We start from the raw sequence: 15,871 nt of genomic DNA, 5'->3' as shown, positions 1-15,871 counted from the left end.
AGAAGGGTGTTTTTTTGGAAAGAATATGTACTTCAGACATTGATGGGAGGAATTATAATGAAGCATGTAGTGAAGATGAGTGATTTATCAGTAGTGGAAATCCAACAAATCTTAGATGAAGCAGAGTGGTTTGAACGAGGTGAAAGCTGGAAAGCCGAAAGCGAAGTATTTGTAGCCAATCTATTTTTTGAACCAAGTACACGTACTAAATTCAGCTTTGAAGTGGCAGAAAAACGACTTGGACTCCAAGTGGTAAACTTTGAAGCTGATAACTCGAGCGTTCAAAAAGGAGAGACTCTTTACGACACGGTAAAAACATTAGAGGCGATTGGCATCAATGCGTTTGTAATTCGTCACACTGAAGATCACTATTTTGATCAACTAATCCCATCAATAAACATTCCAATTATTAATGCAGGAGATGGATGTGGGCACCACCCAACACAGTCTTTACTCGATTTATATACGATTAGAAAAGAATATGGTAGGTTTGAAAATCTAAACATCATGATTGTCGGGGATATTCGTCACAGCCGCGTTGCAAGGTCCAATGCAGAGACACTTTCACGATTAGGAGCAAATGTATTCTTCTCAGGACCTAGAGAGTGGATGGAAGAAAATCATCCACATGGTACTTATATCAATTTAGATGAAGGAATTGAAATGGCAGATGTTGTCATGCTCCTTCGTATTCAGCATGAAAGACACGGAGATAAAATGGGGCTCACCGTAGAAGAATATCATAATCAATATGGATTAACTGTGGATAGAGAGAAACGAATGAAGCCTAGCAGTATTATTATGCATCCAGCACCTGTTAACCGAGACGTTGAGATTGCTGATAGCTTAGTAGAATGTGAGAGATCGAGAATCTTTGATCAGATGAGAAATGGTGTTTTTGTAAGAATGGCAGTACTAAAAGCGGTCGTAACTAATAATGAGGGGGAAAATCAAAAATGGCAACAATCCTTAAAAATGGTAAGTTACTAAATCAAGAAGGTCAATTGATCTATGCTGACGTAAAAATCGAGGATGGAAAGGTAAGTGAAATCCAAGCAAACCTTCCCGTAACAGAACAGGACGAAGTGATTGATGTCCAAAACCAACTAGTTGTACCAGGTCTAGTTGACCTTCATGTCCATCTTCGTGAACCAGGTGGAGAGCATAAGGAAACGATTGAAACTGGATCAAATGCAGCTGCAAGAGGTGGGTTTACAGCGATAGCTCCAATGCCAAATACTAGACCGGTTCCAGATACAAAGGAACAAATGGAATGGCTTCAAAATCGAATCAAGGAAACTTCGTCTGTTAACGTTCTACCATATGCTTCAATTTCCGTTAGACAGCTTGGAGAAACATTAACTGATTTTGCAGCTCTTAAACAAGCTGGCGCATTCGCTTTCACTGATGACGGAGTAGGGGTGCAAAGTGCTGGAGTTATGCTTGAGGCGATGAAAAGAGCAGCCGCTCTTGATATGGCGATTGTTGCCCACTGTGAAGATAATACGCTAATAAATAAAGGTTCTGTCCATGAAGGAACATTCTCTAAAGCACAAGGAATTAACGGAATTCCATCTGTATGTGAATCCGTTCATATTGCTCGTGATGTACTGTTAGCTGAAGCTGCAGGCTGTCACTACCATGTATGTCACATTAGTACAAAAGAATCGGTCCGTGTTGTGAGAGATGCGAAGAGAGCAGGAATTAAAGTAACGGCTGAGGTTACACCGCATCATCTATTATTATGTGATGAAGATATTCCTGGATTAGATCCTAACTATAAAATGAATCCTCCTTTAAGAGGCAGAGAAGATCAACTGGCGTTAATTGAAGGATTACTCGATGGAACAATTGATTTCATCGCAACAGATCATGCACCACATGCAGCGTCTGAAAAAGCAGAGGGAATGCAATTAGCACCTTTTGGAATTGTCGGATTAGAAACAGCTTTCCCACTTTTATATAGTCATTTCGTAGAAAAAGGAAAAATTACGCTAAAACAATTAGTAGATTTCCTAACAATAAAGCCTGCAGAAGCTTTCAACCTTTCTTATGGAAAACTTGAAGTAGGTGCACAAGCAGATCTTACAGTAATCGATTTAGAAACAGAAGAAGCAATTGACCCAGCTACATTCTTATCAAAAGGAAAAAACACTCCATTTACAGGATGGAATTGTAAAGGATGGCCACAACTAACCATGGTAAGTGGAAAAATTGCTTGGAAAAAGGAGACGGTAACAGTATGAAAAGACAGCTCATTTTAGAAGATGGAACAGTATTTGTAGGCGAAGGCTTTGGAAGTACAGAGCTTTCAATCGGTGAAGTAGTATTTAACACTGGAATGACTGGCTATCAAGAAATTTTGTCTGATCCTTCTTATTGCGGTCAAATTGTTACCCTTACTTATCCGTTAATCGGGAACTATGGAATTAATCGTGATGATTTCGAATCTATTAATCCGGCAATCTCTGGTTTTATTGTGAAAGAGGTTTGTGATGTTCCTTCCAACTGGAGAAGTGAATACACACTAGATGAATACTTTAAAGCGAAAAACATCCCAGGTTTAGCTGGGATCGATACAAGAAAACTAACAAGAATTATCCGTCAATATGGGACATTAAAGGGTGCTTTATGTGGAATGGAAGTCAATGTGGAAGAGGTTGTACAAAAATTAAAAACGGAGCAACTTCCAACCAATCAAGTACAACAGGTTTCTACAACTAACCCTTACCCAAGTCCAGGAAGAGGAGATCGAGTAGTATTAGTAGATTTTGGAATGAAACACGGGATTCTACGTGAATTAAATAATCGTAATTGTGATGTAGTAGTTGTACCTTATAACACAACGGCAAAGGAAATTCTTCAATTAAATCCTGATGGAATCATGTTAAGCAACGGACCTGGAGATCCAAAGGATGTACCAGAAGCAATTGAAATGATTCGTGAAATCTTAGGAAAAGTTCCATTATTCGGGATTTGCTTAGGACACCAACTTTTTGCTTTAGCTTGTGGAGCGAATACAGAAAAAATGAAGTTTGGTCACCGTGGATCTAACCATCCGGTTAAGCATTTACCAACTGGTAAGGTAGCAATCACCTCTCAAAACCACGGTTACACAGTGGAAGAAGAGTCATTAGAAAATACTCGTTTAGAAGTAACACATGTTGCATTAAATGATGGAACAGTTGAAGGCTTACGCCATCTTGATTTCCCAGCCTTTACAGTCCAATACCATCCAGAAGCTTCACCAGGACCAGAGGATGCAAATGAATTATTTGATGAGTTTCAAGCTTTAATTGAACGCAGTAAAAAGGGAGAGGTTAAACAATATGCCTAAAAGACATGATATTGAAACGATACTAGTAATTGGATCAGGCCCAATCGTCATTGGTCAAGCAGCTGAATTTGATTATGCGGGAACACAAGCATGTCAAGCTTTAAAAGAAGAAGGATATAAGGTCATACTTGTTAACTCAAACCCAGCAACGATTATGACAGACTCAGAAATGGCAGATAAAGTGTATATCGAGCCTCTGACAGTAGAGTTCGTGAGCAAAATTATTCGTAAGGAACGTCCAGATGCCCTGCTTCCTACTCTAGGTGGTCAAACAGGTTTAAACCTAGCAGTGGAATTATCAAAAGCTGGAGTACTTGAAGAATGTGGAGTTGAAATTCTAGGTACAAAGCTTTCAGCGATCGAGCAAGCGGAAGACCGTGATCTGTTCCGTCAATTAATGAATGAACTAAATCAACCAGTTCCTGAAAGTGACATCATCCATACCCTTGAAGAAGCATATAAGTTTGTAGGAGAGGTCGGTTACCCTGTCATCGTTCGTCCGGCTTACACATTAGGTGGTACCGGCGGAGGGATTTGTGAGAATGAAGAAGAATTAATTGAAATCGTTACAAGTGGATTAAAAAATAGCCCAGTAACACAGTGTTTGTTGGAAAAGAGTATTGCTGGCTTTAAAGAGATTGAATATGAAGTAATGAGAGATAGCAGTGATCATGCAATCGTTGTATGTAATATGGAGAATATTGATCCTGTTGGGATTCATACGGGTGACTCTATCGTAGTAGCACCAAGCCAAACCTTAAGTGACCGTGAGTATCAGTTACTGCGTAACGCTTCACTTAAAATCATTCGAGCTCTTAAAATCGAGGGTGGATGTAACGTCCAGCTAGCACTTGACCCAGATAGCTTCCAGTACTATGTAATAGAAGTGAATCCACGTGTAAGTCGTTCATCAGCATTAGCATCTAAAGCAACTGGTTATCCAATTGCTAAGTTAGCCGCAAAAATTGCAGTTGGTTTAACACTAGATGAAATGATGAACCCTGTAACAGGTAAAACATATGCATGTTTTGAGCCAGCACTAGACTATGTGGTTTCAAAGATTCCTAGATGGCCATTTGATAAGTTTGAATCAGCAAACCGTAAGTTAGGCACTCAAATGAAGGCTACTGGGGAAGTAATGGCAATTGGCCGTACTCTTGAAGAGTCCCTATTAAAAGCAATCCGTTCTTTAGAAGCTGGTTTATATCACTTTACGGAAGAAGTATTCCGCAGCTTAACAGATGAAGAGATCGAGAGAAGAATTACAAAAGCAGATGATGAGCGCTTATTTATTGTCGCAGAAGCGTTAAGAAGAGGAATCACCATTGAACAAATTTTTGAATGGAGTAAAATTGATATTTTCTTCCTTCATAAATTCTCAAATATCGTCAAGATGGATCAAGAGCTTAGTGAGAACGTTGGAAACCTAGAAATTTTAACAAAAGCTAAGCGTATGGGCTTTTCAGACAAAGCGGTTGCAAAGCTTTGGAATATGTCAGAATCTGAAATCTATGATGTAAGGAAGCAGCACAATTTGTTACCAGTTTATAAAATGGTTGATACATGTGCAGCAGAATTTGAATCTTCAACTCCTTATTACTACGGCACATATGAAGATGAAAATGAGTCACTAATGACAGATAAGAAAAGTGTGTTGGTTCTTGGTTCAGGTCCAATCCGTATTGGTCAAGGGATTGAGTTCGATTATGCGACTGTTCACTCCGTATGGGCGATTAAAGAGGCTGGTTATGAAGCAATTATCATTAACAACAACCCTGAAACGGTTTCGACTGACTTTAACACTTCTGATAAGCTTTACTTCGAGCCGTTAACTGTTGAAGATGTGATGCATGTTATTGAGGTAGAACAACCAGAAGGCGTCATTGTTCAATTCGGTGGTCAAACTGCTATCAATCTAGCAGCGGGTCTTGCTGAAAAGGGTGTAAAAATTCTTGGTACGTCTTTAGAAGACTTAGATCGTGCAGAAAACCGTGATAAGTTTGAACATGCGCTATCAACACTAGGAGTTCCTCAACCAGAAGGAAAAACGGCAACATCAGTGGACCAAGCGGTTTTAGTAGCAGAGAAAATCGGTTATCCAGTATTAGTTCGTCCTTCATATGTCCTAGGTGGAAGAGCAATGGAGATTGTGTATCACCAAGATGAATTACTTCACTATATGGAGAACGCAGTAAAAATCAATCCGGAGCATCCAGTATTAATTGACCGTTATTTAACAGGTAAGGAAATTGAAGTGGATGCCATTTCCGATGGAGAAACTGTATACATTCCTGGAATTATGGAACATATTGAGCGCGCAGGTGTTCACTCAGGAGACTCAATCGCTGTATACCCTCCACAAAATTTAACGGATTCAATTAAGGAACAAATTATTGAATATACAATCAAGCTTGCAAAAGGCTTAAATATTATCGGACTATTAAATATCCAATTTGTTATTGCTGACAATCAAGTATATGTACTTGAAGTGAATCCAAGATCAAGCCGTACTGTACCATTTTTAAGTAAGATTACAGGAGTACCGATGGCGAACCTAGCAACAAAAACGATCTTAGGAACACCATTAAAGCAACTAGGGTATGAAACTGGCTACCATCCTGAATCTCGTGGAGTATACGTAAAAGCACCAGTGTTCTCATTCGCGAAGCTTAGAAGAGTTGATATTACACTAGGTCCAGAAATGAAATCTACTGGTGAGGTAATGGGTAAGGATATAACGCTTGAAAAAGCTCTATATAAAGGATTAGTAGCATCAGGAATTAACGTTCCACTATACGGATCTGTACTTTTCACAGTAGCAGATAAGGATAAGGATGAAGCGTTAAGCATCGCTAAACGTTTCCATCAAATTGGTTACAACATCCTTGCAACTGAAGGAACTGCTGCATTCATGCAGCAAGAAAATATCCCAGTAACCGTTGTAAATAAGATTGGTGCTGAAAAACCAAACCTAATCGATGTGATTAGAAAAGGTGAAGCACAATTCGTCATTAATACTTTAACAAGAGGGAAGCAACCAGCTCGTGACGGCTTTAGAATCCGACGCGAATCCGTAGAAAACGGTGTGGCTTGCTTAACCTCATTGGATACTGCGTATGCAATTTTAGGAGTATTAGAATCGATGACTTTCCAAGCACAAGCAATGGAGCCAATCACTCGTAAACAAGAGGTGGTATTAGCGTGATTCAACAAGAATGGATGACAATTATTGAGCAAAAATCAATTGCTATGGATATCTTTGAATTAACGGTTCAAGGCAACCTTGTTGATTCAATGAAGGAGCCAGGTCAATTTGTCCATATTAAAGTAACTCCTGGAGTAGAGCCTTTATTAAGAAGACCAATTAGTATTTGTTCAGTTGACAATGAGAAGCAGCAATTTACGATGCTTTATCGCCGTGAAGGTCTAGGAACTACCATGCTATCTGACAAGAAAGCAGGGGAAAAAATTAATGTACTTGGACCTCTAGGTAATGGCTTTCCAGTAGAAGCAACGAAAGAAGGGGAAACAGCATTGCTAGTTGGGGGCGGAATTGGCGTCCCCCCTCTTTATGAATTGTCAAAACAGTTGGTGAGCCAAGGTGTAAAAGTCATCCATGTTCTTGGCTTTCAATCGCTTGAAAATACATTTTATGAGTCAAAATTTAATGAGCTTGGTGATACGTATATCGCTACCGTTGACGGAACTTACGGTACGCCTGGGTTTGTAACGGATGCCATTGATCAGTATGGACTAAACTTTGACACTCTTTATTCCTGTGGACCTACTCCTATGCTTCGAGTACTAGAGGAGCGCTATCGTGAGAAAAAGGCATTTTTATCATTAGAGGAAAGAATGGGCTGCGGAATTGGTGCATGCTTTGCCTGTGTATGTCGTGTTCAAAATGATCCAACAGGATATGCTTATAAAAAAGTTTGTAGTGACGGTCCAGTATTCAAAGTAGGTGAGGTGGTACTATGAGTCGATTAGCAATGGAACTGCCAGGCTTACACTTAAAAAATCCAATCATGCCGGCTTCAGGATGTTTTGGATTTGGGAAAGAATATGGCAATCTTTATGATTTAAATGTACTAGGTGCCATTATGATTAAAGCAACAACGGTTGAACCTAGATTTGGAAACCCGACGCCACGTGTTGCAGAGACATCTTCAGGTATGTTAAACGCAATCGGACTTCAAAATCCTGGTTTAGAAAAGGTGTTATCTGAAGAACTTCCATGGTTAGAGCAATATGATACACCAATCATTGCCAATGTAGCAGGATCTGTTGTGGAAGACTATGTAGTGGTCGCGAAAGAAATTTCTAAAGCCAAAAATGTACATGCATTAGAGCTAAACATATCTTGTCCTAACGTGAAAACGGGTGGTATTGCCTTTGGTACGGTACCAGAGGTTGCAGCCGAGGTAACAAGACGGGTAAAAGAGGTTTCAGACGTTCCTGTCTATGTAAAGCTTTCACCAAATGTATCGAATATCGTTGAAATGGCTAAAGCAGTTGAAAGTGCTGGAGCAGATGGACTAACGATGATTAATACATTACTAGGTATGCGTCTTGATCTTAAAACAGGTAAACCAATTTTGGCTAACCGCTCAGGTGGATTGTCAGGGCCAGCTATTAAACCAGTTGCATTACGAATGATCTATGAAGTAAGTCAGCAAGTGTCTATTCCAATCATTGGTATGGGTGGAGTACAAAGTGCAACAGATGTTATAGAGTTCTTATATGCTGGGGCGAGTGCAGTTGCAGTTGGAACTGCAAACTTCGTTGATCCATTTGTTTGCCCAACGATCATTGACGAATTACCTAGTTTACTAGATGAATTAGGATTTGACCATATTTCAGAATGTATCGGAAGGAGCTGGAATAAAGCATGCCAAAGCACCCCCTTATCATTGCGTTAGACTTTCATAGTTTACAAGAGGTTCAACGTTTCTTAACTCCATTTAAAGGCAAGGATCTCTTTGTAAAAGTAGGAATGGAGCTATTTTATAAAGAAGGACCTGCTATCATTCACTATCTTAAGAATGAAGGCTATCAAATTTTCCTAGATTTAAAGCTGCATGATATTCCGAATACGGTGAAAATGGGAATGAAGAGCCTAGCATCACTTGGGGTAGATCTTGTAAACGTTCATGCTGCGGGCGGTCGTGCAATGATGGAAGCAGCACTTGAAGGATTAGAAACAGGGGCTTCCGGTGAAAGACCGAAGCTGATTGCTGTTACCCAGTTGACAAGTACAAATGATGCTATGCTAAAAAATGAATTATTAATCCAACATTCCTTATCTGAAACGGTTAAGTCTTATGCAAGTCTTGCTCAAGAGTCAGGATTAGATGGGGTAGTTTGCTCCGTCTTAGAAGTACCTATGCTTCGTGAGAAATGTGGAGAAAGCTTTTTGACTGTCACACCAGGTATTCGCCTTGCAAGTGATGCAAAAGACGATCAAGCTAGAATTGCGACTCCAGCTGATGCAAAAAAAGCAGGATCAAGTATGATCGTGGTCGGAAGAAGCATCACCAAGGCTGTTAATCCTTTAGAAAAGTACGAGTTGATGAAAAACGAATGGGACGGTGTAACAGTATGAAAACACAAATTGCAAAGCATTTATTAGAAATCGGAGCAGTTTCTTTACAGCCAAATGATCCTTTTACTTGGTCATCTGGAATTAAGTCACCTATTTACTGTGATAACCGTTTAATCATGTCTTATCCTGAAGTTCGTAAAGATGTAGCAAAAGGTCTACAACAAATCATAGAAGAGCATTTCCCTGGTGTAGAAGTGATTGCTGGTACAGCAACAGGTGGTATCGCGCCAGCTGCATGGGTTAGCGATGTGTTAAATTTACCAATGGTCTATGTAAGAGGGAAAGCTAAGAGTCACGGAAAAGGCAAACAGGTAGAAGGAGCAGTAAAACCTGGTCAAAAGGTCGTTGTCATTGAAGACCTAATCTCAACTGGAGGAAGCTCGTTAGCTACGGTTGAAGCACTTAGAGCAGAAGGTTGTGAAGTATTAGGAATTGCGGCTATATTCTCTTATGAACTAGAAGCGGCAAAGAAAAACTTTACAGAGGTAGAGGTTAACGCTCAGTCTATTACCACTTTCTCTGCATTAGCAGAAGTAGCCGCTTCAGAAGGTAAAATTGCAAATTCAGATATTGAAAAGCTAGACCAATGGAGAAGAAATCCTCAAGATGAATCTTGGGTATTAGCATAAAAAATAAGGGTCGTCACATAGACGATCCTTATTTTTTTAACTGTAATACTAAATCTTCATCAGGCGTTACATACACCGTTTGCTGATGATCATAGATGACAAAGCCTGGTTTGGATCCACTAGGCTTTTTTACATATTTAATTTTTGTGTAATCAACAGGTACTGAGCTAGAATTTCTTGCTTTACTAAAATAGGCAGCGAGATTGGCAGCTTCTGTAATCGTCACCTCATCCGGATCGGTATCTTTAATGACGACATGTGACCCAGGAATGTCTTTTGTATGAAACCACCATTCCTCACGGTGGGCGACTTTATTAGTTAGATAATCATTTTGTTTATTGTTTTTTCCAACCAAAATCGTCGAACCAGTGCTAGAAGTATACTCTTCTAAACTTGGTTTTTGAGGCTTATTTTTCTTATTACCCTTTTTTTGCTTTGCTTTTACATAGCCTTCTTCTTCAAGTTCTTCTCTTATTTCTTGAATATCCCTCGGAGATGCTGTTTCCATCTGTTGGAGAAGGGATTCAAAATAGGTAGTTTCCTCTTTTGCTTTTTCGATTTGCTCAAGAACAAAGCCAACAGACTTTTTTGCCTTTTGGTATTTCAAATAATAGCTCTGAGCATTTTCAGACGGAGTCTTTAAAGGATTAAGTGTAATTTTTATAAGACTATTGTTCTCATCATAATAATTTTCCACTTCAATACTTTTCATACCCTTTTCAAGTCGATACATATTTGCTGTTACTAGCTCACCAAGTAGCTGATATTCATCTGCTTTTTCAGCATCTTGTAGAGTTTTTTCAAGCTTTACTAATTTTTTATCATTTTTTTCTTTTTCATTACGAATTAATCGTTCAAGGTCATGGCCTTGTTGCTTTACTCGGTCACGCTCAGCCTTCCCATAATAAAAACGATCTAGCATTTCGCTTACACTGCTAAAGCTTTTTATTTCACCATCTATATGCTGTAAAGGTAGTGCATAAAAGTATTCCTTTTGTTTGCCAATCATAATACTTGGCTGAAACTGCTTTTCGTTTACTTGGTCAATAAGACTAGTAAAGGATCTCGCTAGTGCTTGTCTACCATTTACACCAGCTTGAAAAACTACCTCATTTGCAAATAGAGGAGAGATTCCACTAAACGCTCCAACAATTTGGTTGGCCAGCTTCCCGGAATTAAAATCTAATTTTCTTAAAAACAGATCTTCATCAATGGAAAGAGGATTAAGCTTCTCCTGAGCAGGAGGGCTCATATATTCATAGCCTGGTAAAATCGTTCGATGACGATTAACCGCTGGTGAAATATGCTTAATACTATCTAAGATAATATTCCGATCCTTTTCAACCAAAACAATATTACTATGCTTACCCATAATCTCGACGATTAGTCGTTTAACAGTCTCATCACCTAGTTCATTTCTTCCTCTTGTCTCTATATAAATGATTCTCTCCATATCTAGCTGTTCAACAGAGGTAATCACATTCCCCTCTAAGTGCTTTCGTAAAAGCATACAGAACATTGGTGGTTCTGATGGATGATCATAGGCTTCATTTGTAGAATGAAGGCGTGAATAGGAAGGATTAGCAGATATTAATAGTTTATAGGTTTGACCACCGGCACGTATGTGAATTAAAAGCTCTTGTTTAAATGGTTGATAGATTTTTGCAATCCGTCCACCTACTATATTTTGCTTTAATTCCTCCGCAATGGCCTTTGTAACAATTCCATCGAATGACATAAAAACACCCTCTCACGCAAATACAACTTTCTTTATAGAAGTTGTTGTTCAATTGAGAAATTGAACAATTGTTATAAGTATAGCATTTTTTATAACTTGTCTGAATAAGATTTCCATGAGGAAGGACAAACATACGTCTTGATTAAACAGAGAAAAGGTGTGAGATTACCTGATGAAATGGTATGAGCTGCGAACAGAGGATGTGGAAAAACAAGTAAATACAAATTATCAGAAAGGACTTACAGCGAAGGAGGTAAAAAGTCGTCTACAGCAATTTGGCTATAATGAGCTGCAGGAAGCAGAAAAACCGAGTATGTTTTTGTTATTTTTAGCCCAGTTCAAGGATTTCATGGTACTGGTCTTATTAGCTGCTACCCTAATTTCCGGGTTGCTCGGAGAATACATTGATGCTATAGCCATTATTGCGATTATTATTATTAATGGATTTCTTGGTTTTTTTCAGGAAAGAAAAGCCGAAAAATCCCTAGATGCACTAAAGGAATTATCAGCCCCCCAGGTCATGGTGATGCGAGACGGTCATTGGTTGAAAATCCCTTCAGTTGAATTAGTTGTTGGGGATATTGTTAAATTTGGTTCAGGTGACAGAATTAGTGCAGACATTCGACTTCTCAATTCAAGTAGTCTAGAAATTGAAGAATCTGCATTAACTGGAGAATCCCTACCTGTCCAAAAGCGGACAGAACCAATTTCCGGTCAAGACATTGGTCTCGGTGATCAAGAAAATATGGCCTTTATGGGAACGATGGTAACAAGAGGATCAGGGGTTGGTGTGGTTGTCGCAACAGGAATGAATACAGCGATGGGACAAATAGCTGATCTTCTGCAATCTGCTGAAACAATGATTACCCCACTTCAGCGAAAACTTGAACAGCTTGGAAAGATTTTGATTACGGTCGCATTATTCCTAACAGCTATCGTTGTATTATTGGGTGTTCTACAAGGTCATGATGTGTACAGTATGTTCCTAGCGGGTGTATCACTTGCCGTTGCTGCAATTCCTGAAGGTCTTCCTGCTATTGTTACGGTTGCATTATCACTTGGAGTTCAGCGGATGATTAAAAATAATGCAATTGTTAGAAAGCTTCCGGCTGTCGAAACGCTTGGCTGTGCCTCTGTCATTTGTTCAGATAAAACAGGCACGATGACTCAAAACAAAATGACCGTGACACATCTTTGGTCAGGAGGACAAACGTGGACTGTTTCCGGAACGGGTTATGAGCCAGATGGTCGTTTTTATGAAGGAGAGGAAACGATTCAACCGAAAGATGTAAAATCTCTCCATCAATTATTAACGTTTGGCTTACTTTGTAATAATGCCGAAATCAGGCAGAAGAAAAAGGATTATATTTTAGATGGTGATCCAACAGAAGGAGCCCTTGTTGTTTCAGCAATGAAAGCAGGTTTGACAAGGAAGCTCCTAGAGGAACAATTTATTATTGAAAAAGAGTTCCCTTTCGATTCTACCCGTAAAATGATGTCAGTCATTGTACGTGACCCGAATGGGAAGCGATTTGTTGTTACAAAGGGAGCACCAGATGTTCTGATTCAAAACAGTGAATCAATCTTATGGGAGCAAAAGCAGCAATTTTTATCCACTCGACTTAAAGAAGAGGTTGAGGGGGCAATTGAAGAGTTAGGTGCACAGGCACTTCGAACGATTGCTGTTGCATTTAAGGCATTAGGACCATCAGAGACGGTTTATAATGAAATCGATGCAGAAAAGAACTTAATATTCATTGGTCTTCAAGGGATGATTGATCCTCCAAGACCTGAAGTAAAGCTTGCGGTTAGGGAATGTAAAGAAGCTGGTATTCGAACAGTCATGATTACGGGTGACCATATCATTACTGCACAGGCGATTGCTACCCAGCTTGGTATCTTGCCTCCAGGAGGTAAAGTGGTTCAAGGCAGCGAGCTTGCGAATATGTCGGTTGAGGAGTTAGAGGATATCGTTGAAGATGTTTACGTATTTGCCAGAGTCTCACCTGAGCATAAATTGAAAATTGTAAAGGCTCTTCAAAACAATGGTCATATCGTTGCGATGACAGGTGACGGGGTGAACGATGCTCCAGCTATTAAAGCCTCTGATATTGGTATTGCCATGGGAATCACCGGTACTGATGTTGCCAAAGAAGCCTCATCCCTCGTTCTACTTGATGACAACTTTGCAACCATTAAGGCAGCCATCAAAGAGGGGCGAAACATATATGAGAATATTAGAAAGTTTATTCGCTATTTGCTAGCCTCCAATGTAGGGGAAATTCTGGTCATGCTTTTTGCGATGTTACTGGCCCTTCCTTTGCCGTTAGTACCGATTCAAATACTGTGGGTGAACTTAGTCACAGATGGATTACCAGCAATGGCTCTAGGGCTAGACCAAGCTGAAGGCGATGTAATGAAGCGAGCCCCACGTAATCCACGTGAAGGGGTATTCGCAAGAGGACTTGCCTGGAAAATCGTCAGTCGTGGTTTTCTAATTGGTGGGGTCACCTTAGCAGCCTTTATGATTGTCTATGCTAGTCAACCAGACAACCTAATGTATGCCCAAACCGTGGCATTCGCAACATTAGTAATGGCACAATTAATTCATGTCTTTGATTGTAGAAGTGATCGCTCCATTTTCCACCGCAATCCATTTGAAAATATCTATCTAGTCTTTGCAGTCATCTCATCAATCCTGTTAATGCTAGTCGTAATTTATTACCCACCACTACAGCCAGTATTCCATACAACAGATATTGCACTAAGAGATTGGTTGTTAATCTTAGGATTATCCGCAATTCCGACCTTCTTGCTAGCGGGATCAATGCTGTTTAAGAAGCGAGTTTAAAGTGTGAAGGGACCTGCCCAGGTTTTGGGCAGGTTTTTTGTTTTGTAGGGTAGTTGGGGTAGTTGCCGATATCAAGAGGAGTTTGGCCGATATTCTTGTAGAGTCACCGATATAGATCCCAAAGTCGCCGATAAAATGAGCAAAGTGACCGATATACTGAAAAAGCCGCTGATATCAGGTATTTTAAGTAAAGATTGAGCCGCGTTCAGTGTAGTTTCGATAGAGTTTTAGTGGACGAGAGTGTAGTGGAATGAAAATTTGTAATTTTAATGAGTAATAGCAATAGCTGAGCCAGGGGGGAGTTGCCGATATCATGGGGAGAGTGGCCGATATTCTTGTAGAGTCACCGATATAGATCCCAAAGTCGCCGATAAAATGAGCAAAGTGACCGATATTCTGGAAAAGTCGCTGATATCAGGTATTTTAAGTGGAGTGTGAGCCGCGTTCAGTGTAGTTTCGATAGAGTTTTAGTGGACGAGAGTGTGGTGGAATGAATATTTGTAATTTTAATAAGGAATAGTTGAGCCACAATTTAGTTGCTGCTATCTTTTTCCATGAATATTTGTATGTTCATACAAGGATATCATTACTTTATGTTGAATAATTTAGGAGATAAAAAAAGGAGTGATTATTTGTTTATAAAAAAACCTGAAAAACCTATTCAAATTAGGCAACTAGAGTCATTGTTACGTAGATTAAGACAAACTCATCCAGCCTATCCGAAACTTGTTGACAAATTAGCTAAACAAAAAGCTGGCTATCAAGGTCAAAAAGCATTAGATTTCTACCTGCAATACCTTCCTCATGATGAATACTTTATTTTACATGATCTCCGATTATATGACGGGGTCCATTACTTTCAAATTGATATTCTAATTTTATCAAGCAACTATGTTTTAATCATTGAAGTAAAAAATATCGCAGGTACTCTTCTTTTTGACCCAGAATTTAACCAACTTATACGGATTCACCAAGATAAAGAGGAAGGTTTTGCTGACCCGATACTCCAAGTAGAAAGACAAAGTAAATTATTAGAGAAGTGGTTAACTTCAAATACTACACTCCAAAACATCCCCGTTGAATCTCTTGTCGTGTTAAGCAATCCATCCACAATTCTAAAAGTAATTTCAAGGAAAACCCAAATAGCCCAAAAGGTGATTCACAGTGCAAAGCTTTTAACCAAAATCGAAGAGTATAACCGAATCCACCCTGTAAAAAAAATCGCAGATAAGGAAATAAAAAAAATAACAAAGCTTTTGTTAAAAAAACATGAATTATTGTTATCGGATTTTTTGGAAGTGTATGAAATTAAAATTACTGACCTACAAAGGGGTGCTCTCTGTCATACTTGCCTGCTACCAATGGACAGGCAATATGGAAAATGGAAATGTCTAACCTGTAATTCTGTTAATAAACAAGCCCACGTTACTGCGCTCGAGGATTATGCACTTCTGATTAAACCCCATATAAATAACCAAGAGGCAAGAATTCTTTTAAATATCTCTTCTGAGAACATAACAAAACGACTTCTACAATCACTCAATCTCCCACACACTGGAAAAAATAAAGCAAGAAGATATAATTTAGACAGCTTAATAAAGATGGAATAATCGATCTAAACAGCACAATATAATAGGTTTTTTATATGTCTAAATATTTTTTCTTTTTCGAATTATCATCTAACCTCTCCTTTTTACTATCGGATTTTTTT

General features: G+C 39.1%; 11 protein-coding genes. 10 read left to right on the top strand and 1 reads right to left on the bottom strand.

Annotated features, from left to right (window positions below; genetic code table 11):
* Positions 1-57 precede the first annotated feature (57 nt).
* From M1D60_RS14560 to pyrE, 8 genes are read left to right on the top strand one after another with little or no spacing between them, the layout of a single operon-like run.
* Positions 58-990: an aspartate carbamoyltransferase catalytic subunit gene (locus M1D60_RS14560; protein ID WP_456275560.1), complete on the top strand. Its 933-nt coding sequence runs from the start codon at positions 58-60 to the stop codon at positions 988-990.
* The gene (locus M1D60_RS14555) at positions 957-2,246 is read left to right on the top strand and encodes a dihydroorotase (protein ID WP_456275559.1); all 1,290 of its coding nucleotides are present in this window, start codon (positions 957-959) and stop codon (positions 2,244-2,246) included. The genes M1D60_RS14560 and M1D60_RS14555 overlap by 34 nt, the downstream gene beginning before the upstream one ends.
* Positions 2,243-3,337 carry a carbamoyl phosphate synthase small subunit gene (locus M1D60_RS14550; RefSeq protein ID WP_456275558.1) on the top strand — a complete coding sequence of 365 codons (1,095 nt, stop codon included), beginning with the start codon at positions 2,243-2,245 and terminating at the stop codon, positions 3,335-3,337. Before M1D60_RS14555 ends, M1D60_RS14550 begins: the two co-directional genes overlap by 4 nt.
* Positions 3,330-6,542 carry a carbamoyl-phosphate synthase large subunit gene (carB, locus tag M1D60_RS14545; protein WP_456275557.1) on the top strand — a complete coding sequence of 1,071 codons (3,213 nt, stop codon included), beginning with the start codon at positions 3,330-3,332 and terminating at the stop codon, positions 6,540-6,542. Before M1D60_RS14550 ends, carB begins: the two co-directional genes overlap by 8 nt.
* A 14-nt stretch (positions 6,543-6,556) precedes the next feature.
* Positions 6,557-7,318: a dihydroorotate dehydrogenase electron transfer subunit gene (locus tag M1D60_RS14540; protein ID WP_456279456.1), complete on the top strand. Its 762-nt coding sequence runs from the start codon at positions 6,557-6,559 to the stop codon at positions 7,316-7,318.
* Positions 7,315-8,259, top strand: coding sequence for a dihydroorotate dehydrogenase (locus tag M1D60_RS14535; protein WP_456275556.1), 945 nt, complete (start codon positions 7,315-7,317; stop codon positions 8,257-8,259). Before M1D60_RS14540 ends, M1D60_RS14535 begins: the two co-directional genes overlap by 4 nt.
* The gene (gene pyrF / locus M1D60_RS14530; RefSeq protein ID WP_456275555.1) at positions 8,229-8,942 is read left to right on the top strand and encodes an orotidine-5'-phosphate decarboxylase; all 714 of its coding nucleotides are present in this window, start codon (positions 8,229-8,231) and stop codon (positions 8,940-8,942) included. Before M1D60_RS14535 ends, pyrF begins: the two co-directional genes overlap by 31 nt.
* Positions 8,939-9,571 carry an orotate phosphoribosyltransferase gene (gene pyrE / locus M1D60_RS14525; protein ID WP_456275554.1) on the top strand — a complete coding sequence of 211 codons (633 nt, stop codon included), beginning with the start codon at positions 8,939-8,941 and terminating at the stop codon, positions 9,569-9,571. The genes pyrF and pyrE overlap by 4 nt, the downstream gene beginning before the upstream one ends.
* Before the next feature lie 28 nt (positions 9,572-9,599).
* Here pyrE and M1D60_RS14520 read toward each other — a convergent pair whose 3' ends face one another.
* Positions 9,600-11,309 (bottom strand): Rqc2 family fibronectin-binding protein, encoded by a 1,710-nt coding sequence (locus M1D60_RS14520; protein WP_456275553.1) that lies wholly within the window; start codon positions 11,307-11,309, stop codon positions 9,600-9,602.
* A 172-nt stretch (positions 11,310-11,481) separates the two neighbouring features.
* Here M1D60_RS14520 and M1D60_RS14515 point away from each other — a divergent pair, with 172 nt between their 5' ends.
* Both M1D60_RS14515 and M1D60_RS14510 read left to right on the top strand, forming a co-directional pair.
* Positions 11,482-14,160, top strand: a complete 2,679-nt coding sequence (locus M1D60_RS14515) for a calcium-translocating P-type ATPase, SERCA-type (RefSeq protein ID WP_456275552.1) — start codon at positions 11,482-11,484, stop codon at positions 14,158-14,160.
* 632 nt (positions 14,161-14,792) lie between these two features.
* Positions 14,793-15,770, top strand: a complete 978-nt coding sequence (locus M1D60_RS14510) for a nuclease-related domain-containing protein (RefSeq protein ID WP_456275551.1) — start codon at positions 14,793-14,795, stop codon at positions 15,768-15,770.
* Positions 15,771-15,871: the final 101 nt, after the last annotated feature.

The sequence above is a fragment of the Bacillus sp. AK128 genome (assembly GCF_053903075.1).
Note: the sequence above shows the minus strand (reverse complement) of the source record. Positions and strands in the feature narration are given on the sequence as shown.

Coding starts and splice junctions, on each gene's coding strand:
- M1D60_RS14560 (WP_456275560.1), top strand. CDS start 58: ATGAAGCATGTAGTGAAGATGAGTGATTTATCAGTAGTGGAAATCCAA.
- pyrE (WP_456275554.1), top strand. CDS start 8,939: ATGAAAACACAAATTGCAAAGCATTTATTAGAAATCGGAGCAGTTTCT.
- M1D60_RS14515 (WP_456275552.1), top strand. CDS start 11,482: ATGAAATGGTATGAGCTGCGAACAGAGGATGTGGAAAAACAAGTAAAT.
- M1D60_RS14520 (WP_456275553.1), bottom strand. CDS start 11,309: ATGTCATTCGATGGAATTGTTACAAAGGCCATTGCGGAGGAATTAAAG.
- carB (WP_456275557.1), top strand. CDS start 3,330: ATGCCTAAAAGACATGATATTGAAACGATACTAGTAATTGGATCAGGC.
- M1D60_RS14550 (WP_456275558.1), top strand. CDS start 2,243: ATGAAAAGACAGCTCATTTTAGAAGATGGAACAGTATTTGTAGGCGAA.
- M1D60_RS14540 (WP_456279456.1), top strand. CDS start 6,557: ATGACAATTATTGAGCAAAAATCAATTGCTATGGATATCTTTGAATTA.
- M1D60_RS14555 (WP_456275559.1), top strand. CDS start 957: ATGGCAACAATCCTTAAAAATGGTAAGTTACTAAATCAAGAAGGTCAA.
- M1D60_RS14535 (WP_456275556.1), top strand. CDS start 7,315: ATGAGTCGATTAGCAATGGAACTGCCAGGCTTACACTTAAAAAATCCA.
- pyrF (WP_456275555.1), top strand. CDS start 8,229: ATGCCAAAGCACCCCCTTATCATTGCGTTAGACTTTCATAGTTTACAA.